A 26,672-nucleotide genomic window follows, 5' to 3' on the forward strand; every position below is an offset into this window, starting at 1 on the left:
CGCGGGACCCCACCGCGACGGCGATCACACCCCGGGCAGCCGACTCCGCTGGAGGGCGGCGATCCGGCCCATGCGAGTGATCGCCTCGGTGAGGACGGACCGGGAGGTGGCGAAGTTCAGGCGGACGTGCCCGGCTCCCCCGCTTCCGAAGATATGACCGGAGGAGAGTGCCACCCTGGCGTGCTTCAGGAAGAGCTGGGCGGGGCCGACCAGGTCGGTGATGACGGCGAGGCCCGTGCTTCCCTCCTCCGGGTCGACGCCGAGGCACCGGCAGTCGAGCCAGGCCAGATAGGTCGCCTCCGGCCGGGCGTAGCCGATCCCGGGCAGGTGTTCGGCGATGAGCCGGCCGAGCAGGGCCCGGTTGGCGTCGAGCCCTGCCAGCAGTGCGTCGAGCCACACCTCCCCGTGGCGGTAGGCCGCCGTGTGGGCGATGACGCCCAGGTGGCTGGCACCGTGGTGGACCTCCTCCGGGATCCGGCGCAGATCGGCCGCCGCCTCGGGCCCGGCGAGGGCGAGGGCCGCCTTGATCCCGGCGAGGTTCCAGCCCTTGCTCGCCGACATGAGCGAGAAGGCGTCCTCGGCCCCGGGCACGCTCAGGTACGGCGTGAACCCGGCGCCCGGCAGCACGAGCGGAGCATGGATCTCGTCGGCGACGACACGGACCCCGTACCTGCGCGCCAACGCCGCCACGGCCGCCAGCTCCGCGGAGGTGTGCACCGTGCCGGTGGGGTTGTGCGGACTGCTGAGAAGGTAGGCGATCCCGCTGTCGCCGCTCTCCTGCCGGGTACGCCGGAAGGTCTCCTCCAGCGTGTCCAGGGCGATCCGCAGATCCGGTCCGAGCGGCGCCTCCACGATCCGGCGGCCGTCATGCGCGACGAAGGCGTAAAAGGGCGCGTAGACAGGGGAGTTGACGACGACCGGGTCGCCGGGGCCGGTGACCAGTCGCAGCACCTGGACCGCGCCCGTCATCACGTCCGGCACCACCGTGTGGCGGTCGACCGCCACCCCGTCCCACTGCCAGCGCCGTGCGGCGAAGCCGGCCAGCGCCTCGGCGAACTCGGTCCCGGCGGGGTACCCGGTGTCACCGGCGTCGACGGCCTCGCGCAACGCGTCGGCGACCGGCGCCGCCAGCGGGACGTCCATCTCCGCCACCCACAGGGGCAGGACGTCCGCCGGATGGGTGCGCCACTTCATGCTCGTACGCCGACGGAGCTGCTCCAGCGAAAGCTCCTCGAGAGGGTTCCCGCACGCTCCGGCCCCGGCGCCCGGACAACGGTGCCCATCGGTGGTCACCCTCAGCATTGGACCGCCGTCCCCATCCCGGCGCAAGCGGCGAGCGGCTGAGCGGCGAGGTCAGAGGTCGTCCGGGGTGCCGAGGCCGGTCAGGGCGCCGACCGGGTCGGGGTCGGGGGTGCCGCGGGGCCACCAGTCGTCCTGGCCCGGTTCCGACTCGTAGGCGTACCAGAGGCCGTCGCGGCCGAGTCTGAGCTGGAGCCGGCCGCGCGGATGCGTGAGGCGGTTGCGCCACGGGCGGAACGCCGGGAAGTCGGCGGCAAGCAGCAGCGGGCGGGCCCGGTCGAAGCGGCCGGCCGGCGGGTCCCAGGGCTCCTCCAGCACGGCCAGCCCCTCGATGCCGCCCTGCCGCCACGCGGCGACCGCCCGCGCGAGGTCGGCCGGGGTGCGGCCGACCGCGGTGGCCAGGGTGGCGTACAGCGTGCGGGTGGCGGCGGTCAGGCCGGAGCCGGGGCGGGCGGCGGCGAGCCGCACCGCGTCCTGCCACAGGGTCAGTCCGCCGACCGGGTCGCATCCGGTGGCGAGCAGGGCATGGGCGCGGGCGGCGGCGTCGGTGGCCAGCTGGTCCAGCGCCAGGGGGTCCGGGCCGCCGGGCGCCGCCGGATACACCGGGGGCTGCTCGGGGTGCGGCGGCAGCGGCAACGGCGATGGCAGCGGCGGGAGTTCACGCGCGGCCAGGGCCTCCGACGCCCGTACGCCGGGCAGCGGCCGCGGCTGCCGTTCCTGGGCGGCGCGGGCCGCGCGGGCGGCGCTGCGCCGGGAGAGCGCGTCGAGCAGCTCCTGCTCGCCGCGGCCGCGCAGCAGGAGCAGGACGAACGGGTCGGCGTCGAGCAGCCGCGCGGTCTGGTAGCACAGCGCCGCCGCGTGCTTGCAGGGGTGACCCGAGTCGGGGCAGCTGCACCGCGGGGCGATGTCGCCGGGGCCGGGCAGCAGCGGCACCCCGCAGTCGGCGAGGGACTGGGGCAGCTCCTTGTCGAGGAGCGCCGCGATGTGCCCCGGCCGGTCGGCGGCCGTGTCCAGGAACCGCGCCCAGTCCGCGTCCTCCAGGGTGCGGATCCGCAGCTGCACCCGGTAGGGGCGGGGCCGGCTCCCGCGGACGTACGCGAGGACCAGTCCGGGTGTCACGGTGATCGCGTCCACCAGGCCCTGGTCGGCGTAACCGCGTCCGCGGGCGATCCGCTTGGGGTCCAGCGCGCCCCGCTCCAGCGCGGTGGTCCAGGCACGCCCCCACCAGGTCGCGGCGAACGGCCGCTCCTCCGCCCCGGCCGCGCGCGGCGGAAACGCCGGGAAGGTACGGCGCAGTTCGGTGTCGCGACGAGGGCTGGCCATGGTGGGTGGTACGGCGGGAGTGGGGTCGGTCTCGCCGGTGGGTCCGGTGGCGGGGTCGGTGGCGGTGTCGGTGCCGTTGTCGGATGGCGTGCGGGTGTCGCCGTGGTCCGTCGCCGGCTCCGTGCCCGTCGTCTCGTCGGAGGTCTCGTCGGGGGTCTCGGCCCAGGCGGGCATGCGGAAGGCGGTCGCGAGGTACTGCCGCATCTCCTGGGCGGCCTTGACCCGGGCGGTACCGGAGTCCGGCCCGGACACGGGCGCGCTGCGCGGTGCGTCGACACCGGGACGCGCGGGTGTACGACCGCGCCGCCGGGGCTCCGTCGCCTCGGCCAGCGCCGCCTCCCGCCGCGCGGCACGCAGCGCCTCCCGAGCGACATCCCCGGGCCGCCCAGTCTGCGCAGGCTGCCCGCTCGACGTGGCCCCAGCGGACCGCCCGGCCGACGCCAGGGCAGCGGACGGCGCGCCGGACCGGGCGGCATCGGAGCGTCCGGCCACGGCAGCGGCATCGGCATCGGCATCGGCGCCCGAGCGCGGTGCCGGCGGTGTGGCCTCGCCGCGGCCTTCCTCGGTCGCCGGGGCAGCGACATCGGCCGCCGGAACGTAGGCGTACGGCGACGGGGCGGACGCGTCCGCCGACGGGACGGAAGCATCCGCCGACGCGACCGAACCATCCGCCGCCGAAACAGCAGCATCCACCGACGCGACCGAACCATCCGCCGCCGAAACAGCAGCATCCACCGACGCGACCGAACCATCCGCCGCCGGAACCGATGGATCCGCCGCCGATGCTTCCGCGCTTCGGACACGCGCGTCCGCCCGCGGCGCAAGACCCCCCGTCACCGATGCCGCAACCTCTGCCAGCGCTGCCGGGCCCCCCGCCGCCCGCGCCGGGGTCTCCCCCGCCGCTCGGAGGGCCGCTCGTGCCGCGTCGGCGGGTCGGCTGGGCTGGGCGGCGGGTCGGCTGGGCTGGGCGGCGGGGCCGGGGGCCGCTGCGGTGTCGGCCGGGGCCGGGTCCTGCGCCGGCTGCTCCGGTGCGGCGGAGGCCGCCTTCCGGCGGGCCGCCCGGAGCGCCTCGCGGGCGGCGTCGGCGGGGCGGGGCCGGGTGGGTTCGCCGCCGGTGCCCGTGCCCATGCCCGTGCCCGTCATGACGTCCTCCGCAGCGAGACGAGGTCGGACAGCTCGCGGTCGGTCAGTTCGGTGAGGGCCGCCTCGCCGGAGCCGAGGACGGCGTCGGCCAGGGCGCGCTTGGCGGCGAGCATCTCGGCGATGCGGTCCTCGACCGTGCCCTCGGTGACCAGGCGGTGGACCTGGACGGGCTGGGTCTGTCCGATGCGGTAGGCGCGGTCGGTGGCCTGTTCCTCCACGGCCGGGTTCCACCAGCGGTCGAAGTGGATGACATGGCCGGCCCGGGTGAGGTTCAGCCCGGTGCCGGCCGCCTTCAGGGACAGCACCAGGACCGGGGTCTCGCCGTTCTGGAAGCGGTCGACCATGCGCTCGCGCTCCGGCACCGGTGTGCCGCCGTGCAGCAGGTCGACGGGGACCGCGCGGGCGGACAGATGGGCGGTGATGAGGCGGGCCATGCCGACGTACTGGGTGAAGACGAGCGCCGAGCCGTCCTCGGAGAGCACCGTGTCCAGCAGCTCGTCCAGCAGGGCGAGTTTGCCGGAGCGGTGGACCAGGCGCCCGGCCGGGGCCTCCTCCTTGAGGTAGAGCGCGGGGTGGTCGCAGATCTGCTTCAGCGCGCCGAGCAGCTTCAGGACCAGCCCGCGGCGGGCGATGCCCTCGGCGGTCTCGATGGCGAGCATCGACTCGCGCACCACCGCCTCGTAGAGAGCCGCCTGTTCGCGGGTGAGCGGGACCGGGTGGTCCGTCTCGGTCTTGGGCGGCAGCTCGGGCACGATGCCGGGGTCGGACTTCTTGCGGCGCAGCAGGAAGGGGCGGACCAGGCGGGCGAGGCGCTCGACCGCCTCCGGGTCCTCGCCGGTCTCCACCGCGCGGGCGTGCCGGGCGCGGAAGGACTGGAGCGGGCCGAGCAGTCCGGGGGTGGTCCAGTCGAGCAGGGCCCACAGTTCGGAGAGGTTGTTCTCCACGGGAGTGCCGGTCAGTGCCACGCGCGCGGGTGCCGGGATGGTGCGCAGCGCCTTGGCGGTGGCCGAGTAGGGGTTCTTCACGTGCTGCGCCTCGTCGGCGACGATCATGCCCCAGGGCTGTGCGGCCAGTCGGTCGGCGGTGGAGCGCATGGTGCCGTAGGTGGTGAGGACGAAGCCGCCGTCGAGGCCGTCCAGGGTGCGGTCCGGGCCGTGGAAGCGGCGCACGGGGACGCCGGGCGCGAACCGGGTGATCTCGCGCTGCCAGTTGCCGAGCAGGGACGCCGGGCAGACGACCAGGGTGGGCTCGGTGGGGGCCCGGGTGAGGTGCAGGGCGATGAGGGTGACGGTCTTGCCGAGGCCCATGTCGTCGGCGAGGCAGCCGCCGAGGCCGAGGGAGGTCATCAGGTCGAGCCAGGCCAGGCCGCGCAGCTGGTAGTCGCGGAGGGTGGCGTCGAGGCCGGGCGGCGGGACGGCGGGGCGCAGTCCGGCGGTGAGGCGGTCGCGGAGGGCGGCGAGGGCGCCGACGGGGACAGCCTCGACCGTCTCGCCGTCGACCTCGGCGGTGCCGGTGAGCGCGACGGACAGGGCGTCGACGGGGTCGAGCAGGCCCAGTTCGCGTTGCCGGGCCTTGCGCGCGAGGGCGGGGTCCACGAGCACCCAGCGGTCCCGCAGGCGGACGACGGGCCGGTGGGCCTCGGCGAGCGTGTCCATCTCGGTCTCGCTGAGCGGGTCGCCGCCGAGGGCGAGCTGCCAGCGGAACTGGAGCAGTTCCTCGCTCTCGAAGAAGCCGGTGCCGTCGGTGGCGGAGCCGGGTGCCGGGCGGACCACCGCGGCCGCGGTCAGGTCGCGGGCGAGGTCCCGGGGCCAGTGCACGGCGACCCCGGCGGCGGCCAGCCGGCCGGCCGCCGCCCCGAGCAGGTCGCCCACCTCCTCCTGGGACAGGGCGAGGACATCGGGCACGTCCTGCTCGGCGAGCCGCTCCAGCGGCGGCCAGACCCGGGCCGCGCGCCGCACGGCGAGGGCCGCGTCCACCCGGGCCCGGGGGCCGAAGGCGGTGTCGGCCTCGCCCGCCCACAGGGCCGCCGCGTCGGCCACCAGGGTGGGGTCGGCGAGGCTGTGCACCTGCACGATCGCCGCGCCCGCGTGCCGTACTCCGTCCTCCGCCCCGGTGTCGAAGACGTCGTACGCGGACAGGTCCAGGCGCAGGGAGACGCGGACGCCCGCGTCCATGCCGGCGGCGACCTCGGCGGCCCACGCGTGCGCGTGCGGCAGCGGCTGGGGCTCGCGGGCGGCGAAGGGCCGGCCGGCGGTGTGGGGGGCGGCCGGGGTGCGGGGCAGGGTGTCGGCCACCGCGTCCAGGAAGGCGCGGAGCAGGGCCTCCGGCTCGGGCAGCCGCAGCGGGCCGGGACCGGGCAGGGGCACGGCGTGGCCCTCGGGGGGCAGGGCCGCGGCGATGGCGCGCAGGTGGGCGAGGTCGGCGGGGTCGAGCGGGCCGGCCCGCCAGGCGTCGTGGCCGCTCGGGGTGAGGCCGGGCAGCAGCCGGCCGCGGGCGACCAGCCGCAGGGCGTGCAGCGTGGCGGCGCCCCAGCAGGCGGTGGCCGGGTGGGCGGCCGGGTCGCGCCGGGCGCCGACGAGCAGGGGCAGGGCGTCGGGGAGCGGCAGGGTCAGCGCGGGCACCTGCCGGCGGCGCACGGTGGCGCCCTGACGTCGTACGACGGTCAGCTCCTCGTACCGTACGGCGGTGGCCGGCCCGGGGCCCGCGCCCTCGGTACCGCCCTCGGGCAGGGGGTCGCCGGCGGGGTCCCAGAAGGCGACGCGGCCCTCGCGCGGGAGGGGCGCGGGCAGGTAGACGGAGGCGAGGCGCACCGGGACCGGGTGCCCGGTCCGCCGGGCCTCTCCCGTGCGCGCCGCCGCCGCGGCCGTGCCTGTGCTCATACGTTCTGCCACCTCCCGCCCGTGTGCCGGATCAGATGTCTTCGACTCTACGGGCGGGGTCTGACAACCGGCCCCGGGCACCCGGCCGGGCCGGCGGTCACGGCACGGTGCGGGAGACGACGTAGACCGTCGGGTACTCCGGGTCGGCCAGGTTCACGACGACGTCCTGGGTGGGCGCCGGGTTCTTCTGGGTGTGGGTGAGGCCCCACCAGGTGCCGGTGTCGGCGAAGGTCCAGCCGCTGACCTTCTGGTCGCGGTCGCTGATGGCGATGTCGCCCTTCTTCAGCTGGTCGCGGCGGACGCCCATGGACTCCAGGAAGACGTCCAGGCCGGCCGGGTTGGTGCGGAACTCCACATAGAGGCGGCTGGTCTTCCAGTTGTTGGTCTCGTAGGAGGCCACGTCGTCGGCGGGGTAGGGGACGGCCACCTGGTAGAGGCGGCGCTGCACCTTCGCGGGCATGCCCGGGGTCAGGCCCGTCGCCGTGTACTTGGCCTGCTTGTCCTTGCCGCTGTCCCGGCTGAGGTTGGCGGAGATCACCAGGTAGCGGGCGGGCACGCCGATCAGCAGCATGATGATCAGCAGGGTGAGCGCGCGGCGCCGGATCCGCCGGCCCGGGTTCTCGACGGGGCGGTGCGGTTCGTCCGGCGGGGCGGCCTGGCGGGGCAGGGACGCGATCATGCCATGTCCCGGTCGCGGCGGCCCTGGGTGTACCGCTCGTAGCGCTCGTACCGCTCCACCCGGCGCCGCTTGGCGCGGCGGAACCGGCGGGCGACCAGCCGGGCCAGGTCGGCGGCGCCCACCATGCCGGCCTCGGGGCCGAGCTGGGCGCGGGTGATCCGGGCCTCGGGGCGGTAGCCGCGGCCGGTGAGATGGCGCTTGAAGGCGTCCCGGGCGGGGCCGATGAGCAGGTCGTCGGCGGCCGAGACGCCGCCGCCGATGACGAAGCAGGACGGGTCGAGCGCGGCGGCGAGGTTGGCGATGCCGACGCCGAGCCACTGGCCGATGTCCTGGAGCAGCTCCACGCACATCGCGTCGCCCTCGCGGGCCAGCTCGGTGATGATCGGGCCGGTGATGTCGCCGATGTTGCCCTTGACGTGCTCGATGATCCCGTAGGCGACCGGGGAGTCGGCGGCGGCCAGCTCCCTGGCCTCGCGGACGAGGGCGTTGCCGGAGCTGTACTGCTCCCAGCAGCCGCGGTTGCCGCACGGGCAGCGGTGGCCGCCGGGCACGACCTGCATATGGCCGAACTCCCCGGCGACGCCGTACTTGCCCCGCTTGACCTGGCCGTCCTCCAGGATGGCGCCGCCGATGCCGGTGCCGAGGGTGATCATGACGAGGTGGTCCTCGCCGCGGCCGGCGCCGAAGCGCCACTCCGCCCAGGCGGCCGTGTTGGCGTCGTTGTCCACGAGGACCGGCACGGAGAGCCGGCCGCTGAGGCGGTCGCGGAGGGGTTCGTTGCGCCAGGACAGGTGCGGGGCGAACAGGACGCGGTTGCGGTCGGCGTCGACCCAGCCGGCGGCGCCGATGCCCACCGCGTGCACGTCGTGCCGGTCGGACAGGTCGAGGACCAGTTCGACGATGGTGTCCTCGACGACCTTGGGGCTCTTGGACTTGTCCGGGGTCTCCGTGCGGAGCTTCTCCAGGATGTTGCCGTCGGCGTCCACGACGCCCGCCATGACCTTGGTGCCGCCGATGTCGATGCCGACCGTCGGCACCCGGGGTGCGGTCAGGTGGGAGCGGCGTTCCCTGGTGCCGACCGTGCGGAGCACGGGGGCCCGGCGGGAGCCGATGGGGGCGGTGAGGTCGCGGTAGGTGCTCATCGCTTGTCGATTGTGCCGCACGCGCGCGTGGGGTGCCGCGCGGGTAGGAGGCGGGGGCGCGGGAGCGTCGCCGGGCGCGGGGTGCGCCGTGGTGGCCCGTCCGGCCCCCTGCGCCCCTCAACCGCGCTGGAGTTCATGGACCAGAGCGTCCAGGTCGGCTCCGCCGGCCATCTGCTTCGTCAGCTCGTCGAGCGTGATCTCGTCCCGTGTGTAATTGCCCACCATCGTGCCCCTGCGCAGCAGCACGAACCGGTCCCCCACCAGGTATGCGTGGTGCGGGTTGTGGGTGATCAAGACAACACCCAGGCCTTCGTCGCGTGCTGCGGCCACATATTTGAGGACCACACCGGACTGCTTGACGCCCAGGGCCGCCGTCGGCTCGTCCAGGACGAGGACCTTCGCGCCGAAGTGGACGGCCCGGGCGATCGCCACGCACTGGCGCTCGCCGCCGGAGAGGGTGCCGATGGGCTGGTCGACGTCGCGCAGGTCGATGCCCATGCGGAGCAGTGCCTCGCGCGTGGTGCGGCGCATCAGGTCGGTGTCCAGGCGCTTGAAGGGGCCGGTGCCCTTGCGCGGCTCGGAGCCGAGGAAGAAGTTCCGCCAGACCGGCATCAGGGGGACCACGGCGAGGTCCTGGTAGACCGTGGCGATGCCGCGGTCCAGGGCCTCGCGCGGGGAGCCGAGGTGGGTCTCCTCGCCCTCGATGCGCAGGGTGCCGCCGTCGTGCCGGTGCAGGCCCGCGATCATCTTGATCAGGGTCGACTTGCCCGCGCCGTTGTCGCCCAGGACGCAGGTGATCTCGCCCGCGTGGACCTCCAGGGAGACGCCTTCCAGGGCGCGGACGGTGCCGTAGTGCTTGCTGACGTCGGTCAGCTCCACGAGTGTCACTTGCTCGCCTCCGCGCGCTTGCGGACCCAGACGTTCAGCAGGGTCGCGAGGAGCAGCATCGCTCCGAGGAAGAACTTGAACCAGTCGGGGTTCCACTCGGCGAAGACGATGCCCTTGCTCGTCATGCCGAAGAGCAGGGCGCCCACGGCGGAGCCGACCGCGCTGCCGTAGCCGCCGGTGATCAGGCAGCCGCCGATGACGGCCGCGATGATGTAGATCAGCTCGTTGCCGACGCCCTCGCCGGACTGGACGGCGTCGAAGGAGAAGAGCAGGTGCTGGCCGGAGATCCAGGCGCCGAACGCGACGCCCATGTAGAGGCCGGTCTTGGTGCGGGCGACGGGGACGCCGACCGCGCGGGCCGCGTCCTCGTTGCCGCCGACGGCGAAGATCCAGTTGCCGGCGCGGGTGCGCAGCAGGATCCAGGAGCCGAGGGCGACCAGGCCCAGCCACCACAGGATGGTGACCTTGATGTCGACGCCGCCGATGGTGAGCGTCGAGGCGAAGACGGCGTGGGCGCTGGAGAAGCCCTCCATGTCGGCGATGGTCTTGGTGGAGACCGTGCCGTCGATCAGCTTGGTGAAGCCGAGGTTCATGCCGGTCAGCATCAGGAAGGTGCCCAGCGTGATGATGAAGCTGGGCAGCTTGGTGCGGCTGAGCATGAAGCCGTTGAAGGCGCCGATGGCGAGGGTGACCAGGAGGGAGACGCCGACGCCGACCCAGGTGTTGGCCGTCATCTGGTAGCTGAACATCGAGGAGACCAGCGCGGACGACGTCACCAGGACGCCCGCCGACAGGTCGAACTCACCGCCGATCATCAGCAGGGCCACGGGTACGGCCATGATCCCGATGGTGGAGGAGGCGTACAGGACCGTGCTGAGGCTGGCGGCGCGCAGGAAGCCGTCGGCGGCGCAGGCGAAGAAGACGAAGACCGCGAGGGCGCCGACCACCGAGCCCAGCTCCGGGCGGGAGAGCAGCCGGCGCGGCACGGAGGTGCGCAGCAGCCGTTCGTCCAGGATCTTGTCGTCGGTGGCCGCGCTCATCGGGTGCCCCGCTCGGTGTACTTCGCCAGCGTGGCGGCCTGGTCCTTGGTGATGATCTGCGGGCCGGTCAGCACCGGCTTGCCGCCGCCCAGGACGTCGCCGTTGTACTTGTAGGCCCACAGCAGGTCGACCGCCTCGTAGCCCTGGAGGTACGGCTGCTGGTCGACGGCGAAGCCGAGGGTGCCGTCCTGGAGTCCCGCCGCGACCTTGGCGTTGAGGTCGAAGGTGTCGATCTCGGCCTTGCTGCCGGCGTCGCCCTTGGCCTTCACGGCGGTGTCCGCGTAGGGCGCGCCGAGCGTGACGACGGAGTCGATGTCCTTGTCGGCCTGGAGCTTGGCCTCGACGGCGGACTGGACGTCGGGCATGTTGGTGCCGTTGACGTAGAGCTTCTGCAGGGTGCCGTGGAAGGTCTTGGCGACGCCGTCGCAGCGCTGCTCGTGGCCGACGTTGCCCTGCTCGTGCAGTACGCACAGGGCCTTCTTGCGGCCACGCCGGTTCAGCTCGTCACCGACGGCCTCGCCGGCCACGGTCTCGTCCTGGCCGATGTGGACGAGCGCGCCGAAGGCCTTGGACTCCTCGGAGCCGGAGTTGACCGTGATCACCGGGATGCCGGCCTTCTCGGCGCGGGCGACGGCGGCCTTCATGGCGTCCGGCTTGGCGAGGGTGAGGATGATGCCGTCGACCTTCTTGTCGACCGCCGCGTCGACGAGCTGGGCCTGCTGCTGGGCGTCGTCGTCGTGCGAGTACAGGAAGTTGATGTTGTCCTTGACGGCGGCCTGCTTGGCGCCGCTCTGCACGATGTCCCAGAAGGTGTCGCCGTCTCCCGAGTGCGTGATCATCGCGAAGGTCCAGCGGGGGGTGTTCACCGCCGCCCGCCCCTGGGCCGCGGCCGCCTTGCGGGCGTCCTCCGCCCGCTTGCCGCCGGTGCTGCTGCACCCGGCCAGGGACACGGAGAGTGCCCCCGCCAGCGCTATGCCTACCCAGGTCCGAAACCGTGCCACGAGGCCGTGCCCTTCTTCCTGTGCTCTTGTTCTGCTCCGACGTGCGTGAGGGGCGGGCGATCTCACCGTCGGCACACTCCGGCGGCGACCTCACCAGCCCCAAACACTTCAGTATCGAACACAGGGAACACCCATGACACGACCGGGTCGGCCCTCACCGGTCACATTGTCCGGACATTGGGACGAAGGCCGGGGCGGTCGTCAAGGGCGGACGAGCAGCTGGAACTCGAAGGAGTAGCGCGCCGGGCGGTAGATGTGGTCGCCGAACTCGACCGCGCGTCCGGTGTCGTCGAAGGTGGTGCGCTGCATGGTGAGCAGCGGGGCGCCCTCGGGTTCGGTGAGCCGCTCGGCCTCGGCGGCGGTGGCGCCGCGGGCGCCGATGGACTGGCGGGCGCTGTGCAGGGTGATGCCCGCCGAGCGCATCAGCCGGTACAGGCCGGTGGCCTCCAGCTGGCCGGTGTCCAGGTCGAGCAGCCCGGGCGGGAGATGGTTGACCAGGTAGGCCATGGGTTCGCCGTGCGCGAGGCGCAGCCGCTCGATGCGGTGCACATCGCTGCCCTCGGCGACGGCGAGGGCAGCGGCGACCGTGGCGGAGGCCGGGACGACGGTGTTGACCAGCACCTTGGTCGCGGGGCGCTGGCCGGCCGCCTCCAGGTCGTCGTAGAGGCTGCTCAGCTCCAGCGGGCGCTTGACCTGGCTGTGCACGACCTGTGTGCCCACGCCCCGGCGGCGCACGAGGAGTCCCTTGTCGACGAGCGACTGGATGGCCTGGCGGACGGTCGGCCGGGACAGGCCGAGCCGGGCGGCCAGCTCGATCTCGTTGCCCAGCAGGCTGCCCGGGGTGAGGCTGCCGTGCTCGATGGCGGCCTCCAGCTGCTGGGACAGCTGGAAGTACAGGGGCACCGGGGAGCTTCGGTCCACGCGGAGGTCGAGCGACACGGTCGGGTCCACATCTGGTTTCGGCACGGGGCCGAGCGTAACCCCGTGCATGGTTGACGGGAAGTTGTGAAGTCCGATTGTCCGGACATTTGCATTGACAGGGTACGGGGTTCGCCCTCACTTTGTTTCCATGCGCATCGGGGTCATCGGTACGGGCCGCATCGGCACCCTCCACGCCAGGACGCTCAGCCGTCACCGCGAGGTCGGGTCCCTGATCCTCACGGACGCGGATCCGGTGCGGGCGCAAGCGCTGGCGCACCGGCTGGGCGAGACCGCGGCGCCGGGGGTGGACGAGATCTACCGGTGGGGCGTGGACGCGGTGGTGATCACCACGGCGACGGCGGCCCACGCCGAGCTGATCGGCCGGGCGGCCCGCTCCGGGCTGCCGGTCTTCTGCGAGAAGCCCATCGCGCTGGACCTGCCGGGCACCTTGCAGGCGCTGGCCGAGGTGGAGGCGGCCGGGACGGTCCTTCAGATGGGCTTCCAGCGGCGGTTCGACGCCGGGTACACCGGGGCGCGCGAGGCCGTGCGCGACGGCCGGCTCGGCCGGCTGCACACGGTCCGGGTCATGAGCTGCGACCAGGCCCCGCCGCCCGCCGAGTGGCTGGCGGTGTCCGGCGGGCTGTTCCGGGACACGCTGATCCAGGACGCCGATGTGCTGCGGTGGGTGACCGGCCGCGAGGTGACCGAGGTGTACGCCACCGGCTCGGACGGCGGCCTGCCGCTGTTCCGGGACACCGGCGACGTCGCCACCGGCGCGGCGCTGCTCACGCTGGACGACGGCACCCTGGCCACGGCGACGGCGACCCGGCTGAACGGCGCCGGCTACGACGTCCGCATGGAGCTGGCCGGGGAGCGGGACACGGTCGTGGTCGGGCTGGACGACCGTACGCCGCTCGCCTCCACCGAGCCGACCGGGCCGCCGCCCGCGGACAAGCCGTGGACCGGCTTCCTGGAGCGGTTCGGGCACGCCTACGAGGCCGAGCTGAACGCGTTCGTCGATGTGGTGCGCGGCGAGCGGCCCAACCCGTGCGACGGCCGGGAGGCCTTGCAGGCGCTGCGGATCGCCGAGGCCTGCGAGGTCTCCCGGCGGGAAGGTCGCCCGGTGCCGCTCACGGAGATCCCGGACCGTCCGCGGCCGTCGTACGGCTGATCCCGCCCACGGAGATCTCCCACCGGGCGCGGCCGGGCATACGACCGACCCCGCGCACGGAAATCCCGGACCCGGGCACAACCGTCGTACGACCGACCCCGCGCACGGAGATCCCGGACCGGGCGCAGCCGGGCATACGGCCGACCCCGCTCAGGGAGCTGCCGGACCCGGGCGCGGCCGTGGTACGACCGCCCGCCCGGCCCCGCTCACCAGCGCACCGGCAGGCTGCGCACCCCCCGCATCAGCAGGCCCGGCAGCCACTCGCCCGGCGCGCCGTCCAGGGCCAGGCCGGGGGCGCGCTCCAGGAGGCTGCCGATCGCGATCCGGCCCTCCAGTCGGGCCAGCGGTGCGCCCAGGCAGAAGTGGATGCCATGGCCGAAGGCGAGGTGGCCGCGGCTGTCGCGGCGGATGTCGAAGCGGTCCGGCTCGGCGAACCGGGCGCCGTCGCGCTGGGCGGCGGTGAGGCCGATCATCACGTGGTCGTGCCGGCCGATGGGGATGCCGCCGATCTCCAGGGGCTCGGCCGCGAACCGGAAGGTTGCGGTGTGGACCGGGCCTTCGTAGCGCAGCATCTCCTCGATCGCGCCGTCCAGCAGGCTCATGTCGGCGCGCAGGGCGGCGAGTTGGTCGGGGTGGCTGAGCAGGGCCAGGACGCCGTTACCGATGAGGTTGACGGTGGTCTCGTGGCCGGCGATCAGCAACAGGAAGGCCATGCCGCGCAGTTCCGAGGCGGAGAGCCGGTCGCCGTCCTCGGCGGTGGTGCGGATGAGATCGCCGAGCAGGTCGTCGGAGGGACCGCCGGCGCTCTTGTCCTCGATCAGGCCGGTGAGGAACTCGCCGAGGCGCGCGATGGCCGCCTGCTCGCTCTCCGGGCTGGTCGGCGCGACCGTCTCCGTCGAGAGCTTGCGGAACTCCTCGCGGTCGATCTCGGGCACGCCGAGCAGTTCGCAGATGACGGTGATGGGCAGCGGGTAGGCCAGGGAGCCGATGAGGTCGCCGCGGCCGGCCGGGAGCATCTCGTCCAGCAGGTCGTCGGTGATGCGCTGGATGCGCGGGCGCAGTTGCTCGATCCGGCGCGCGGTGAACGCGCGCGAGACCAGCGAGCGCAGCCGGGTGTGCTGCGGCGGGTCGGTGATGAGCATGTGCCGGCCGACCATGTCCGTGTCGACGATGGTCACGCCGATCTTGCTGGGGTCCTTGCCCAGGCGGGGGTCGGCGAGCGCGGCGCGGGCCTCCTCGTAACCGACCACGAGCCAGGCCGTGTAGCCCTCTTCCGCGCCCGGCGGCCGCACCCGGTGGACCGGGCCCCGCTCACGCAACTGCGCGTACACCGTGTGCGGGTCGCTGAGCAGGGTGTCCCCGAACTCCCCCAGGTCGACGACTGGTTCCATGCTTGTGTTCCATCCTCCCGTTGAGGTCCCCCGAGGCCACGACAAGCACCCCGTGCACCGACAACGTACGGCACGCCGCTTCGGTGCCCGCCACCGCAGCTCGGGTTAACTTCCGGGAAACGCATGTGACTTGGAAGGAAACTTTTCAACTTTGTCGTTGACATGCCAACGTCTACGCGCGTCATCATGAGGGCATGAGATTCCCCCCACGCGCTTCGCGTATCGGCGCCGCAGCCGCGCTCCTGTCCGCCCTTCTCGTGGGCGGCACCGTCTCCGCCACCACGGCGGACGCCGCCACCTCGTCCGTGGGCAGCATCTGCTACAGCGCCCTGCCCTCGCAGGCCCACGACACCCTGGACCTGATCGACCAGGGCGGCCCCTTCCCGTACTCCCAGGACGGCACCGTCTTCTCCAACAAGGAAGGCGTCCTGCCCAGCGAGTCGTACGGCTACTACCACGAGTACACGGTCATCACCCCGGGCTCCCCCACCCGCGGCGCCCGCCGCATCGTCACCGGTGAGGAGTACCAGGAGGACTACTACACCTCCGACCACTACGCCACGTTCAACCTGGTCGACTTCGGCTGCTGACCCAGCGGCCCGCACCGCACCCCAAGGCCCGGCGATCTCTCGCCGGGCCTTCGGCCGTGCGCGGCCGGGTGGCCGGCCGCCGGACGCACCGGGCCAGTGGTTCAGGAGGTGCTGGTCACGCGCGGCGCCCCCACGCCGTCCCCAGCAGCACCAGGGCGCCCCCGGTCAGGCCGAGCAGGCCGGGCCGGTCGCCGCCCAGCGCGATGCCGGCCGCGGCGGCCCACAGCGGCTCGGTGCCGAGCAGCAGGCTGACCCGGGAGGGCGAGGTACGGCGTACGGCCCACATCTGGACGAAGAAGGCGAACAGCGTGCACAGGACGGACAGGAAGAGCAGCCCGGCCCACTGACCCGGGCCGAGGTCCGCCGCCGCGGTCCACGGCGCCGGGCCGCCGCCGACGGTCGTGAGCAGGGCGAAGACGAGGACGGCGGTGCCCAGCTGCACCGTGGTGAGCGGCAGCGCGGCGGCGCCCCGCACCGCCTTCAGCCGGGACATCGCGAGGACGTGCAGCGTGCGCGCGAGGGCGGCCAGCAGCATCAGCAGGTCGCCGGTGCTCGGCCGGGTGAAACCGGCGCCCTGGGTGAGCAGCACCACGCCGAGCACCGACAGGGCGGCCGCGCCGAGGAAGGCCGGGGTGGGCCGGGTACGGGTGACGGCGGCCTCGGCGAGCGGGGTGAAGATCATGGTGAGGCTGATGACCAGGCCCGCGTTGGTGGCCGAGGTGTGCACCACCCCGTAGGTCTCCAGCAGGAAGATGCCGCTCAGCACCAGCCCGAGCAGGGCCGCTCCGCGCCACTGGGCGCCGGTGAGGGCACGCAGGGCGCGGCCGCCGGCGACGGCGAGGACCGGCACCGCGAGCGCGAACCGCAGCACCAGGACGGCGAGGACGGTACGGGCGGTGGTGATGTCCTTCGCCGCGAGGTAGCTGGCGCCCCAGCAGACCGCGACGAGCAGCAGGGGCAGGTCGGTCTGCCAGGTACGGCGCGGCGCGAGGACGGCGCCCGGTACGGCGGTCGTGGTGGACATGCGGCGGCTCTCCCGGTGTGAGGCACGGAGTGCAAAGACGCCGTCGGCTCGCACAGGGCGCGATCATGCTACTGGCGGGAGAGCGCCGCCCGCCCCTGGTATTTCCGCGGCCCCTCGCTGCTCAGAAGGAGCCGTACTCGGGCTCGCCCGCCACGTCGTACGACTGGATGGAGACGCCGGTACCGGTGATGCGGCCGCCGGTGCGCCGGAAGCGGGTGGGGACCGTGCCCTCCGGGAACGCGCGGCGGCCGGTGCCGAGGACGACCGGGAAGGTCATCAGGTGCAGGGTGTCCACGAGCCGGAGGTCCAGCAGGGACCGGACCAGGGCGCCGCTGCCGTGGACCTGGAGCTCGCCGTCGGTGCGCTCCTTGAGGGACTGGACCTCCTTGGCGAGGTCGCCGGAGACGACGGTGGTGCCGGACCAGCCGGGTGCCTGGAGGGTGCTGGAGACGACGTACTTCGGAAGTCCGTTGAGCCGGGAGGCGATCGGGTCGGTCGGGTCGGTCATCTTCGGCCAGTAGGAGGCGAAGATGTCGTACGTACGGCGGCCCAGCAGGAAGGCGCCGGCGCGGTCGAAGGACTCGGTGACGAAGCGGCCGAAGTCCTCGTCACCGAACGGGAAGCTCCAGCCGCCGTGGGTGAAGCCGCCGCTGGTGTCCTCCTGCGGGCCACCGGGGGCCTGGTAGACGCCGTCGAGGGTGACGAAGAGGGTGGAGACGAGCTTGCCCATGACGGGTGCCTTCTTCCGGGTGCGGGGTCTGTGCTGTCATCAGCTCAGACCCCGCGCGCACCCGCAACTCATCGGTTCAGCCCGCGTGAGTCGAGAAGAGTCCGCCGGTCGGGCCCTGCTTGTCGCCGCCCTGGGCCTTCTTCAGGGCGTTGGCGAGGCTCTCGATGGTCATCGACTGGAGGATCACCCGGCCGTTGCCCTCCAGGGTGGCCAGGGACAGGCCCTCGCCGCCGAAGACGGCGTTCATGATTCCCTGGCGGTTGAGGCCGCCGACGCGCTGGACGCCGTACTGGATGCCCTCCTCGAAGGCGACCACACAGCCGGTGTCGACCTCGATGCGGCCGCCGAAGTCCGCCGGGTTCAGGTCGATGAAGTTGCCCGCGCCGGCGATGATCACCGTGCCGTGCCCGGTGAACTTCTCCAGGATGAAGCCCTCGCCGCCGCTCATGCCGGTGCGGCCGCCGGCGAAGGCGATGCCGAACTCCACGCTGGACTCGGCGGCCACGAAGGCGTCCTTCTCGGCGAACCAGGCGCGGTGGCCGTCGAGTTCCAGGGCGCGCATCTCGCCGGGCAGCACGCCCGCGAAGCCGACCGTGCCCTGGCCGCCCTGGGCGGTGAAGTACTGGAAGGCGAGCGACTCGCCGGCCAGCATGCGCTGACCGACCTGCATCGCGGTGCCCATGGCCTGGCGGAGCAGGCCGCCCATGCCGCCGCCCGAGCCGCCCTGTGCCTGCTGCCCGCCGTTGCCGGACGGGCTGGACAGACGCGTCTCCATGGTCACGTTCGTGGTCTTGAACAGGAACTTTCCGGCCTCGCAGTACACGGTCTGGCCGGGGTGCAGGTTGACGACCGCCATCTGCATGGCGTTGCCGACGATCTCTTGCTGAAGGGTCACACGGGGAGAACGCGGGAGGCGGGGCGGAGAGTTCCGCGCCCGGCCAGGTCGGTGTCCGTTCGCCGCCAGCGGCGGCGGGGCGGCTGGGATGGGGGCATGACAGCAGAAGAAGCAGAGCGGGAAGCAGGCCGCGAGACGGGGCGGGGCGCGGGGGCCGCGCTGCACGGCAGGGTGGCGCTGGTGACCGGCGGCAGCCGGGGCATCGGCGCGGCGGTCGCGCTGCGGCTCGCGCGCGGGCGCGGACGTGGCGGTGACGTATGTGCGGGACGAACGGGCGGCCGCGGACGTGGTCCGGGCCGTGCGGGCGCTGGGGCGCGGGGCGGTGGCGCTGCGCGCCGACGCGGCGGACCCCGGGCAGGCGGCGGGCGCGGTGGAGCGCGCGGCCGCGGAGTACGGCCGGCTCGACGTGCTGGTGAACAACGCGGGCGTGGGGCTGCTGGGCCCGCTGGAGACGCTCACCCCGGCGGACGTCGACCGGGTCCTCGCGGTGAACGTGCGCGGTGTGTTCCTGACCGCGCAGGCCGCGGCGGCGCGGATGCCGTCCGGCGGCCGGATCGTCACGATCGGCAGCTGTGTGACCCAGCGGGTTCAGGGGCCGGGTGTGACGCTGTACGCGATGAGCAAGGCGGCGCTGACCGGGCTGAACAGGGGCCTGGCTCGGGAGTTGGGCGGGCGCGGGATCACGGCGAACCTGGTCCGTCCGGGGCCGGTCGACACGGACATGAACCCGGCGGACGGGCCGTACGCCGACGGGCAGCGGGAGCTGACCGCCCTGGGGCGCTTCGGCACGGCCGACGAGGTGGCGTCGATGGTGGCCTACCTGGCGGGCCCGGAGGCCGCCTATGTGACGGGCGCGGAGTTCTCCGTCGACGGCGGTCACGCCGCCTGAGGCACACGTGGGGCGCACCGGTGCTGTCCAGGCCGGGTGCGCCCCACGCGCGCGTGTGGGGGCGGGTCAGCCGCCCAGCTCCTGGTGACGGGCGGTCAGCCGGGCGGCGCCGTCCTCGGTCAGGGAGCCGAACAGCCGCAGGCGGGAGATGCCGCCGTCGGGGAAGATGTCGATCCGCGCGTGCGTGCCGACGGCCGGGGCCGCGAGGACGAACCGGTGGTTGGTGTCGGGCTGGAGGCGGGTGCGCGGCAGGATCTCGGTCCAGTCGCCGTCCTCGCCGTCCCGTACGGACACCGACGCCCAGCCGGCGCTGTTGCCCTTGAGGTAGGCGGTGTCGATCTCGACCGCGCGGATCTGGGACTGCGCCACCAGCTGGTAGCGGATCCAGTCGTTGCCCTGGTCCCGGCGGCGGCGGGTCTCCCAGCCGTCGTCCATCTTGCGGGAGCGGCCCGGCTGGATGGTGTTGGTGGCCGGGGAGTAGAAGAGGTTGGAGGCGTCCTCGACCCGGCCGCCGTTCTCCAGCGCGACCACGTCGAAGGTGCCGAGCGCCGCCAGCCACCGCGGGTCCGGCACGACCTCGCCGTACACCCGCAGCCGGGCGATGCCGCCGTCGGGGTGCTGGTTGACGCGCAGGTGGGTGAAGCTCTGCTCGACGGAGACGGCGAAGCCGTTCGCCGCGTGGCCGCCGACCGCGGTGCGCGGGACGAGGGTCGTCCACTTCACGTCGTCGCCGAGCAGCTCCTCCGGGGACGGCGAGCCCGGTACGGACGCGCCCTCGACGGAGACCGCCTGCGGGTAGTTGCCGCGGAAGTGGGCGGTGTCGACGACGATCCCGCGGACGACGCCCGGCGCGCCGAGCCGGACCAGCGCCCAGTCGTGGTCCTCGGCGGTCGGCCACGGGTGCTCGGCGGAGACGCCGCGGCGGCGGCGGGTCTCCCAGCCGTCCATGATCTTGCCCTTGTGGCCGAAGTGCTCGGGGTCGAACTCGGCCGGCTCGGGGACCAGCAGGTTCTCCCGCTGGGCGAAGAACTCGTCGTTGGCGGCGATGACACCGGCGCCGAGCTGCCGGTCGGCGAGGTTGACGTACTGGGTGAAGGGGAAGTCGGCGGTGCGGTAGTCCGCGTACGGGTCGCCGCCTCCGTAGGGGTTCGCGTCGCCGGTGAAGCTTGGTATCGCCGTCACGGTGATCAGGGGGTCCTTTCGGGGAGTCGGCCGGTTGCGGATGCGGGGGTGGCTTACTGGGGCCGGGCGAGCAGGGTGCCCTTCGGCTCGGTGAACTCGCCGTCCACGACGATGCGTTCGCCGCGCAGCCAGGTGGACTTCACGACGCCGTACAGGGTCTTGCCGGCGTAGGCGGTGACCCGGTTGCGGTGCTGGAGGCCGGCCGGGTCGACGGTGAAGGTCTCGTCGGGGGCGAGGACGGCGAAGTCGGCGTCCCGGCCGGCCTCGATGGCGCCCTTGGCGTCCAGGCCGACGAGGGCGGCCGTCCGCGTGGACATCCAGCGGACGACGTCCTCCAGGCCGTACCCGCGCTCCCGGGCCGCGGTCCACACGGCGGACAGGCTCAGCTGGAGGCCGGAGATCCCGCCCCAGGCGGTGGCGAAGTCGGCGGTCTTCAGGTCGGCGGTGGAGGGCGAGTGGTCGGTGACCACGCAGTCGATGGTGCCGTCGGCGAGGGCCTCCCAGAGCAGGTCCTGGTTGGCGGCCTCGCGGATCGGCGGGCAGCACTTGAACTCGCTGGCCCCGTCGGGGACTTCCTCGGCGGTGAGGGTGAGGTAGTGCGGGCAGGTCTCCACGGTGATCCGCACCCCCTCCGCGCGGGCGGCGCGGATCAGCGGGAGGGCGTCGCTGGAGGACAGGTGCAGCACGTGCACACGCGCCCGGAGCCGGCGGGCCTGCGCGATCAGGGCGGCGATGGCCGTGTCCTCGGCGTCGCGCGGGCGGGAGGCGAGGAAGTCGGCGTACCGGGGGCCGCCGTGCTGCGGGGCCGCCGCCAGGTGGTGCGGGTCCTCGGCGTGCACGATCAGCAGGCCGTCGAAGCCGGCGATCTCCGCCAGGGACTGGGCGAGCTGGTCCTGGTCGAGGTGCGGGAACTCGTCCACGCCGGACGGCGACAGGAAGGCCTTGAAGCCGAAGACCCCGGCGTCGTGCAGCGGGCGCAGGTCCTTGACGTTGTCCGGCAGGGCGCCGCCCCAGAAGCCGACGTCGATGTGCGCCTTGTCCCGGGCCACGTCCTGCTTGATCCGCAGGTGCTCGACCGTGGTGGTCGGCGGCAGGGAGTTGAGCGGCATGTCGACCAGGGTGGTGATGCCGCCGGCCGCCGCCGCGCGGGTGGCGGTCCAGAAGCCCTCCCACTCGGTGCGGCCCGGGTCGTTCACATGGACATGGGTGTCGACCAGGCCGGGCAGCAGCACCTGGTCGCCGAGGTCCTCCAGGCGCGCCGTGGCGGGGACCTCGGCGTCGTACGGCAGTACGGCCGTGATCTTCCCGGCGGCCACGGTGACCGTGGCGGCCCGTGTCCCTTCCGGAGTGATGACGCGCGTCGAGCGCAGCACCAGTTCAGCCTCGGACACCCGAACCCCTCTCTGTACCGCCGTTTTACGCCCAGGAAAACGGGATTTACACCCACGTAACGGAATTCAACGTTCTGTTGAAGGAGTCTTCACTCCCGCCCTGTCGCCGTCAAGAGGCACACTTCTGGGCAGCGGTCATTCCGCCTACGGTCTGGACGTTTCCACAAAGCGGAATTAGAATTCCAGCAAGCAGAACGTAGCTACGTACAAGCGGGGAGTCAACCGGCCGCCGGGTAGGCTTCTGCCCTCCCGCCAGCCCCGAAAGGAACGCGCCGTGCCGACGTCCAGCGCCAGCACCACCGACGCCGCCAAGTCCGCCAACGGAGGCGGGGTCCAGTCCCTCGAGCGCGCCTTCGACCTGCTCGAGCGGATGGCGGACGCGGGCGGCGAGGTGGGTCTCAGCGAACTGTCCGCGACCAGCGGCCTGCCGCTGCCCACCATCCACCGGCTGATGCGCACGCTGGTCGCGTGCGGGTACGTCCGGCAGCAGCCGAACCGGCGGTACGCGCTCGGCCCCCGGCTGATCCGGCTCGGCGAGTCGGCGTCCCGGCTGCTGGGCACCTGGGCGCGGCCCTATCTCGCGCGGCTGGTCGAGGAGACCGGCGAGACGGCGAACATGGCGCTGCTGGACGGCGACGAGATCGTCTACGTGGCCCAGGTGCCGTCGAAGCACTCGATGCGGATGTTCACCGAGGTGGGACGGCGGGTCCTGCCGCACTCCACCGGGGTGGGCAAGGCGCTGCTGGCCGGGGTGGCGGACGACGAGGTGCGGGCGCTGCTGGCGCGCACCGGGATGCCCGCGGCCACGGAGAAGACGATCACCACACCCGAGGCGTTCCTGGCGGCGCTGGACGAGGTACGGCAGGCCGGATACGCCGTCGACGACAACGAGCAGGAGATCGGGGTGCGCTGCCTGGCGGTGTCCGTGCCGGACTCCCCCACGGCCGCCGCCATCTCCATCTCCGGGCCGGCCGGGCGGGTCACCGAGGCCGCGACGGACAAGATCGTGCCGGTGCTCCAGCAGGTGGCCAGGGAACTGTCCCAGGCGCTGGCCAGTTCGGGGGCCTGAGGCCGTCCGGCAGGGCGCCGCCCGGTGCACCGGGCGGCGCCTTGTCGCATCGTGGGGGCACAGAGGTCAGCGGTGCGGCGGCGGGCCGAACAGGTTCACCGCCTCGCGGACCTCCCGCAGCCCCCGCGCCAGCGCGCTCACCGAGCCGATCGCCCCCGCGATCAGCAGCAGGGAGCCGCGCAGCCGCGGTATCTCGGGCGTGCCGTCCGCGGCCATCGCCGCCAGGGCCGCCAGTTCGTCCTCGGCTATCGCCCGGTCGGGGAAGTCCGCCGGTAACGCGGCGAGTTCGCGGCGCAGGCGGGACACCGCGGTCCGCAGCTCCGCCACTCTCGGGTCCTCGTCGCTGCCGGTCACCGGCCTCTGCCCAAGACTCCGCAACCCGGCCCTCCCCTCCCCACGCCGTCGTGCGCGGGTCAGTAAACGCCACCGGGCCCGGGAGCGCCACAGCGCGGACCGAAATTCAGCCCAAGGGAACAGGCCCCCGCGGCCGCCGTCGGGTATGCAGGAGCCATGACGGAGATCGAGGGGCACGAGGGGCATGAGGGCGTCGCCGGGCTGGTGCTCGCCGCCGGCGGCGGACGACGGCTCGGCGGGCGGCCCAAGGCGCTGCTGGAGCACCGGGGGCGCCCGCTGGTCGAACACGCGGTCGGCACCCTGCGGGCGGCCGGCTGCGGGCGCATCCACGTGGTGCTGGGCGCGCGGGCCGAGGAGGTCCGGGAACGCGCCGAGCTGACCGGCTGCGTACTGGTGGACAACCCCGCCTGGGACGAGGGCATGGGCTCCTCGCTGCGGGCCGGACTGGACTCGCTCGCCGGTACGGGGGCCGGCGCGGCGCTGGTGAGCCTGGTGGACCAGCCCGGGATCGGCGCGGCGGCGGTGGCCCGGGTGCTGGCCGCGTACGAGGGCGAGAAATCGCTGGTCTCCGCGGCCTACGACGGGGTGCGCGGGCATCCCGTGCTGTTCGGCGCGGCCCACTGGACGGGGATCGCGGCCACCGCCACCGGGGACCGCGGGGCGCGCGCCTACCTGAAGCAGCACGAGGGCGGGATCCGGCTGGTGGAGTGCGCGGACGTGGCCGAGCCGTACGACATCGACACCGAGGCCGACCTGCGCCACCTTGAGTGAGCGGGGTGGCACCGGGCGCCACCTTCCCTCGACTCAGAGAATCTCGACATCAACAAACCATTGAAGTTCCACAATGAGGAAACTACTATCCACTGTTCAGAAGCGCCTGCCCGCACAGTCGGCGCTGTTCGCCCTATTCGTGCCTCTTGGCACTTGGTGCCACCGCTGAAGGAAGTGACAGCTCATGTCCGCACCAGCGCCGTCCCCGCTGGCCATCGTCGACGCCGAGCCTCTGCCCCGGCAGGAAGAGGTCCTCACGGACGCGGCGCTCGCCTTCGTGGCAGAGCTGCACCGGCGGTTCACCCCGCGCCGTGACGAACTCCTCGCCCGCCGCGCCGAGCGCCGCGCCGAGATCGCCCGCACCTGCACGCTCGACTTCCTCCCGGAGACCGCCGCGATCCGCGCGGACGACTCCTGGAAGGTCGCCCCGGCCCCGGCCGCGCTGAACGACCGGCGCGTCGAGATCACCGGCCCCACCGACCGCAAGATGACCATCAACGCGCTCAACTCGGGCGCGAAGGTCTGGCTCGCCGACTTCGAGGACGCCTCCGCGCCCACCTGGGAGAACGTGGTCCTCGGCCAGCTCAACCTGACGGACGCCTACACCCGGAACATCGACTTCACCGACGAGCGCACCGGCAAGTCGTACGCCCTGCGGCCGAACGAGGAGCTGGCGACGGTCGTTATGCGCCCGCGCGGCTGGCACCTGGACGAGCGCCACCTGGTCGACGCCGACGGCCGCCCCGTCCCCGGCGCCTTCGTCGACTTCGGCCTCTACTTCTTCCACAACGCCCAGCGGCTGCTGGACCTCGGCAAGGGCCCGTACTTCTACCTGCCGAAGACGGAGTCGCACCTGGAGGCCCGCCTCTGGAACGACGTGTTCGTCTTCGCGCAGGACTACGTCGGCATCCCGCAGGGCACCATCCGCGCCACCGTCCTGATCGAGACCATCACGGCCGCGTACGAGATGGAGGAGATCCTCTACGAACTCCGCGACCACGCCTCGGGGCTGAACGCCGGCCGCTGGGACTACCTGTTCTCCATCGTGAAGAACTTCCGGGACGGCGGCGCCAGGTTCGTCCTGCCGGACCGCAACGCGGTCACGATGACGGCCCCGTTCATGCGGGCGTACACCGAACTCCTCGTGCGCACCTGCCACAAGCGCGGCGCGCACGCGATCGGCGGCATGGCCGCGTTCATCCCCTCCCGGCGCGACGCCGAGGTCAACAAGGTCGCCTTCGAGAAGGTCCGCGCCGACAAGGACCGCGAGGCGAACGACGGTTTCGACGGCTCCTGGGTCGCCCACCCCGACCTGGTCCCGATCGCCATGGAGTCCTTCGACAAGGTCCTCGGGGACCGGCCGAACCAGAAGGACCGGCTGCGCGAGGACGTGCACGTCGAGGCCGCCGACCTCATCGCGATCGACTCGCTGGACGCGAAGCCGACGTACCACGGTCTCGTCAACGCCGTCCAGGTCGGCATCCGCTACATCGAGGCCTGGCTGCGCGGTCTGGGCGCGGTCGCCATCTTCAACCTGATGGAGGACGCGGCCACCGCCGAGATCTCCCGCTCGCAGATCTGGCAGTGGATCAACGCGGGTGTCGAGTTCGAGAACGGCGACAAGGCCACCCCGGAGCTGGCCCGCAAGGTGGCCGCCGAGGAGCTGGACGCCATCCGCAAGGAGATCGGCGAGGCCGCCTTCGCCGCCGGCCACTGGCAGGAGGCGCACGACCTGCTGCTGAAGGTCTCCCTGGACGAGGACTACGCCGACTTCCTCACCCTGCCCGCCTACGAGCAGCTCAAGGGCTGACACCCGCACCGGTCTCGCCGAGCGGCTCCGGGAACCTCCCGGGGCCGCTCGGGCGCGTTCAGCCCACGTGGCCCGACCAGTCCCGCTCCGCCGCGGGCTTGCCGTGCAGGTCGGGGACGTGCTTGAGCCAGTCGGGGCGGCCCGCCCGGGTCTGCCGCGCACGGGCCGCCTCCTCCGCCGCCAGCTGCTCCCGGCCCGGGAAGTCCGTGGGCAGCCACTCCGCCGAGCGGTCCAGCCGGGCGAGGAGATAGTCGACATAGGCCGCGCGCACGTCGTCCGGGCCGGCGAAGCCGGCGTCCTCGGCCAGCCAGGCGTCCGGGACCTCGGCGACGATCCCGCGCAGCAGCTCCTCGGTCACCAGCGGCGCCAGTTCCGCGTCCGCGGCGCGCACATCGGGGCCGTACTGCCCGAGGGCGTGGTGCCGGAAGTCGTACCTCTTGCCCGGGGTGGTGGTGTCCCAACGGTGGTGGAAGACCAGGGCGGCGCCGTGGTCGATGAGCCACAGCCGCGGCTGCGCGGTGCCGAACGTGGGCCAGACCATCAGGTTGGAGCTGTGCACCGTACGGTCCACGTTGACGGTCAGCGCGTCCAGCCAGACGATCCGGCCCGCCTCCAGCGGGTCCACCGGGAAGTGCGGCGCGATCTCGGGGGTGAGGTCCCGGGCGCCCGGCAGATAGTCCATGCCCAGGTTGACCCCGGCGCTCGCGCTGTGCAGGTCCCGCACCTCCTGGTGCGGCTCGGCCTCGGCGACGGCCGGGTCGAAGTGCACGAGCACCAGCTCGGGAAAGCGCAGCCCGAGCGCGCGGGCCAGCTCCCCTACGATCACCTCCGCGACCAGCGCCTTGTGCCCCTGCGCCGAGCCGGTGAACTTGACGACATACGTCCCGAGATCATCGGCCTCGACGACTCCGGGGACGGAGCCGCCGGAGTGCAGGGGTGCGACGTAGCGGGTGGCAGTGACCTGTCGCAGCATCTTCCCAAGCCCCCGGCAGTCCGTCGATGGCGGTGCGGCCCTGGTTACGGCCTCCGGCATGAGGTGAGCATAGTCGGGCCGGGGCGCGCCCAGAGCGTTCGGCCCGGGGGGCCGGGT

At 73.3% G+C, this 26,672-nt stretch carries 22 protein-coding genes and 1 pseudogene; 6 read left to right on the forward strand and 17 right to left on the reverse strand.

All coding sequences use genetic code 11. From position 1 onward, the window contains the following. Positions 1–24: 24 nt before the first annotated feature. The 9 genes from ACZ5CZ_RS07005 to ACZ5CZ_RS07045 form a co-directional block, all read right to left on the reverse strand. Positions 25–1,302 carry a MalY/PatB family protein gene (locus tag ACZ5CZ_RS07005; RefSeq protein ID WP_468939919.1) on the reverse strand — a complete coding sequence of 426 codons (1,278 nt, stop codon included), beginning with the start codon at positions 1,300–1,302 and terminating at the stop codon, positions 25–27. A 51-nt stretch (positions 1,303–1,353) separates the two neighbouring features. After that, positions 1,354–3,459 (reverse strand): SWIM zinc finger family protein, encoded by a 2,106-nt coding sequence (locus tag ACZ5CZ_RS07010; protein WP_468940171.1) that lies wholly within the window; start codon positions 3,457–3,459, stop codon positions 1,354–1,356. Between the two features lie 302 nt (positions 3,460–3,761). After that, on the reverse strand, positions 3,762–6,644 hold the full coding sequence (locus ACZ5CZ_RS07015) for a DEAD/DEAH box helicase (protein ID WP_468939922.1): 2,883 nt from the start codon (positions 6,642–6,644) through the stop codon (positions 3,762–3,764). A 97-nt stretch (positions 6,645–6,741) separates the two neighbouring features. Next, a complete protein-coding gene (locus ACZ5CZ_RS07020; RefSeq protein ID WP_385845965.1) occupies positions 6,742–7,323 on the reverse strand; it encodes a sugar kinase in 582 nt (193 codons plus the stop codon). Further along, positions 7,320–8,465, reverse strand: coding sequence for an ROK family glucokinase (locus tag ACZ5CZ_RS07025; RefSeq protein ID WP_385845966.1), 1,146 nt, complete (start codon positions 8,463–8,465; stop codon positions 7,320–7,322). Before ACZ5CZ_RS07025 ends, ACZ5CZ_RS07020 begins: the two co-directional genes overlap by 4 nt. Before the next feature lie 117 nt (positions 8,466–8,582). After that, positions 8,583–9,353 carry an ATP-binding cassette domain-containing protein gene (locus ACZ5CZ_RS07030; RefSeq protein ID WP_385845967.1) on the reverse strand — a complete coding sequence of 257 codons (771 nt, stop codon included), beginning with the start codon at positions 9,351–9,353 and terminating at the stop codon, positions 8,583–8,585. After that, complete coding sequence (locus tag ACZ5CZ_RS07035) at positions 9,350–10,393, reverse strand: ABC transporter permease (protein ID WP_468939926.1); 1,044 nt, start codon at positions 10,391–10,393, stop codon at positions 9,350–9,352. The genes ACZ5CZ_RS07030 and ACZ5CZ_RS07035 overlap by 4 nt, the downstream gene beginning before the upstream one ends. Beyond that, the gene (locus ACZ5CZ_RS07040) at positions 10,390–11,394 is read right to left on the reverse strand and encodes a sugar ABC transporter substrate-binding protein (RefSeq protein ID WP_450785826.1); all 1,005 of its coding nucleotides are present in this window, start codon (positions 11,392–11,394) and stop codon (positions 10,390–10,392) included. Before ACZ5CZ_RS07040 ends, ACZ5CZ_RS07035 begins: the two co-directional genes overlap by 4 nt. Before the next feature lie 201 nt (positions 11,395–11,595). Beyond that, positions 11,596–12,333 carry a GntR family transcriptional regulator gene (locus tag ACZ5CZ_RS07045; RefSeq protein WP_468940173.1) on the reverse strand — a complete coding sequence of 246 codons (738 nt, stop codon included), beginning with the start codon at positions 12,331–12,333 and terminating at the stop codon, positions 11,596–11,598. Positions 12,334–12,463: 130 nt separating this feature from the next. Here ACZ5CZ_RS07045 and ACZ5CZ_RS07050 point away from each other — a divergent pair, with 130 nt between their 5' ends. Further along, positions 12,464–13,486, forward strand: coding sequence for a Gfo/Idh/MocA family protein (locus tag ACZ5CZ_RS07050; RefSeq protein ID WP_468939929.1), 1,023 nt, complete (start codon positions 12,464–12,466; stop codon positions 13,484–13,486). Between the two features lie 206 nt (positions 13,487–13,692). On the opposite strand, the gene ACZ5CZ_RS07055 is transcribed toward ACZ5CZ_RS07050, so the two are convergent. After that, a complete protein-coding gene (locus ACZ5CZ_RS07055) occupies positions 13,693–14,877 on the reverse strand; it encodes a cytochrome P450 family protein (protein ID WP_468939932.1) in 1,185 nt (394 codons plus the stop codon). Positions 14,878–15,071: 194 nt separating this feature from the next. On the opposite strand from ACZ5CZ_RS07055, the gene ACZ5CZ_RS07060 reads away from it, so the two are divergent. Continuing rightward, entirely contained in the window at positions 15,072–15,467 is a 396-nt protein-coding gene (locus ACZ5CZ_RS07060) for a guanyl-specific ribonuclease (RefSeq protein WP_468939935.1), read from the forward strand. Between the two features lie 115 nt (positions 15,468–15,582). Here the strand turns inward: ACZ5CZ_RS07060 and ACZ5CZ_RS07065 are convergent, their stop codons facing one another. The 3 genes from ACZ5CZ_RS07065 to ACZ5CZ_RS07075 all read right to left on the reverse strand — a co-directional run bounded on the left by ACZ5CZ_RS07065 (position 15,583) and on the right by ACZ5CZ_RS07075 (position 18,116). After that, on the reverse strand, positions 15,583–16,491 hold the full coding sequence (locus tag ACZ5CZ_RS07065) for a DMT family transporter (protein WP_468939937.1): 909 nt from the start codon (positions 16,489–16,491) through the stop codon (positions 15,583–15,585). A gap of 121 nt (positions 16,492–16,612) precedes the next feature. Further along, positions 16,613–17,221 carry a dihydrofolate reductase family protein gene (locus ACZ5CZ_RS07070; protein WP_385845974.1) on the reverse strand — a complete coding sequence of 203 codons (609 nt, stop codon included), beginning with the start codon at positions 17,219–17,221 and terminating at the stop codon, positions 16,613–16,615. 76 nt (positions 17,222–17,297) lie between these two features. Then, positions 17,298–18,116 carry an AIM24 family protein gene (locus ACZ5CZ_RS07075; RefSeq protein WP_385845975.1) on the reverse strand — a complete coding sequence of 273 codons (819 nt, stop codon included), beginning with the start codon at positions 18,114–18,116 and terminating at the stop codon, positions 17,298–17,300. Between the two features lie 96 nt (positions 18,117–18,212). Here ACZ5CZ_RS07075 and ACZ5CZ_RS07080 point away from each other — a divergent pair. Next, positions 18,213–19,005, forward strand: a pseudogene (locus tag ACZ5CZ_RS07080) (SDR family oxidoreductase). A 66-nt stretch (positions 19,006–19,071) separates the two neighbouring features. Here ACZ5CZ_RS07080 and alc read toward each other — a convergent pair. Both alc and allB read right to left on the reverse strand, forming a co-directional pair. Beyond that, complete coding sequence (gene alc, locus ACZ5CZ_RS07085; RefSeq protein WP_467544292.1) at positions 19,072–20,187, reverse strand: allantoicase; 1,116 nt, start codon at positions 20,185–20,187, stop codon at positions 19,072–19,074. Positions 20,188–20,240: 53 nt separating this feature from the next. Continuing rightward, a complete protein-coding gene (gene allB, locus ACZ5CZ_RS07090; RefSeq protein ID WP_385845978.1) occupies positions 20,241–21,578 on the reverse strand; it encodes an allantoinase AllB in 1,338 nt (445 codons plus the stop codon). A gap of 274 nt (positions 21,579–21,852) precedes the next feature. Here allB and ACZ5CZ_RS07095 point away from each other — a divergent pair, with 274 nt between their 5' ends. Beyond that, entirely contained in the window at positions 21,853–22,647 is a 795-nt protein-coding gene (locus ACZ5CZ_RS07095; protein WP_385845979.1) for an IclR family transcriptional regulator, read from the forward strand. Positions 22,648–22,713: 66 nt separating this feature from the next. Here the strand turns inward: ACZ5CZ_RS07095 and ACZ5CZ_RS07100 are convergent, their stop codons facing one another. After that, a complete protein-coding gene (locus ACZ5CZ_RS07100; protein WP_467544296.1) occupies positions 22,714–23,001 on the reverse strand; it encodes a DUF5955 family protein in 288 nt (95 codons plus the stop codon). Between the two features lie 156 nt (positions 23,002–23,157). Here ACZ5CZ_RS07100 and ACZ5CZ_RS07105 point away from each other — a divergent pair, with 156 nt between their 5' ends. Continuing rightward, complete coding sequence (locus ACZ5CZ_RS07105; RefSeq protein WP_468939943.1) at positions 23,158–23,772, forward strand: nucleotidyltransferase family protein; 615 nt, start codon at positions 23,158–23,160, stop codon at positions 23,770–23,772. Between the two features lie 184 nt (positions 23,773–23,956). Next, positions 23,957–25,582 (forward strand): malate synthase A, encoded by a 1,626-nt coding sequence (gene aceB / locus ACZ5CZ_RS07110; protein WP_385845982.1) that lies wholly within the window; start codon positions 23,957–23,959, stop codon positions 25,580–25,582. 58 nt (positions 25,583–25,640) lie between these two features. On the opposite strand, the gene ACZ5CZ_RS07115 is transcribed toward aceB, so the two are convergent. Beyond that, positions 25,641–26,555 carry a HipA family kinase gene (locus ACZ5CZ_RS07115; RefSeq protein ID WP_468939947.1) on the reverse strand — a complete coding sequence of 305 codons (915 nt, stop codon included), beginning with the start codon at positions 26,553–26,555 and terminating at the stop codon, positions 25,641–25,643. Between the last annotated feature and the right edge of the window lie 117 nt (positions 26,556–26,672).

Source organism: Streptomyces sp. NPDC031418 (assembly GCF_055581605.1).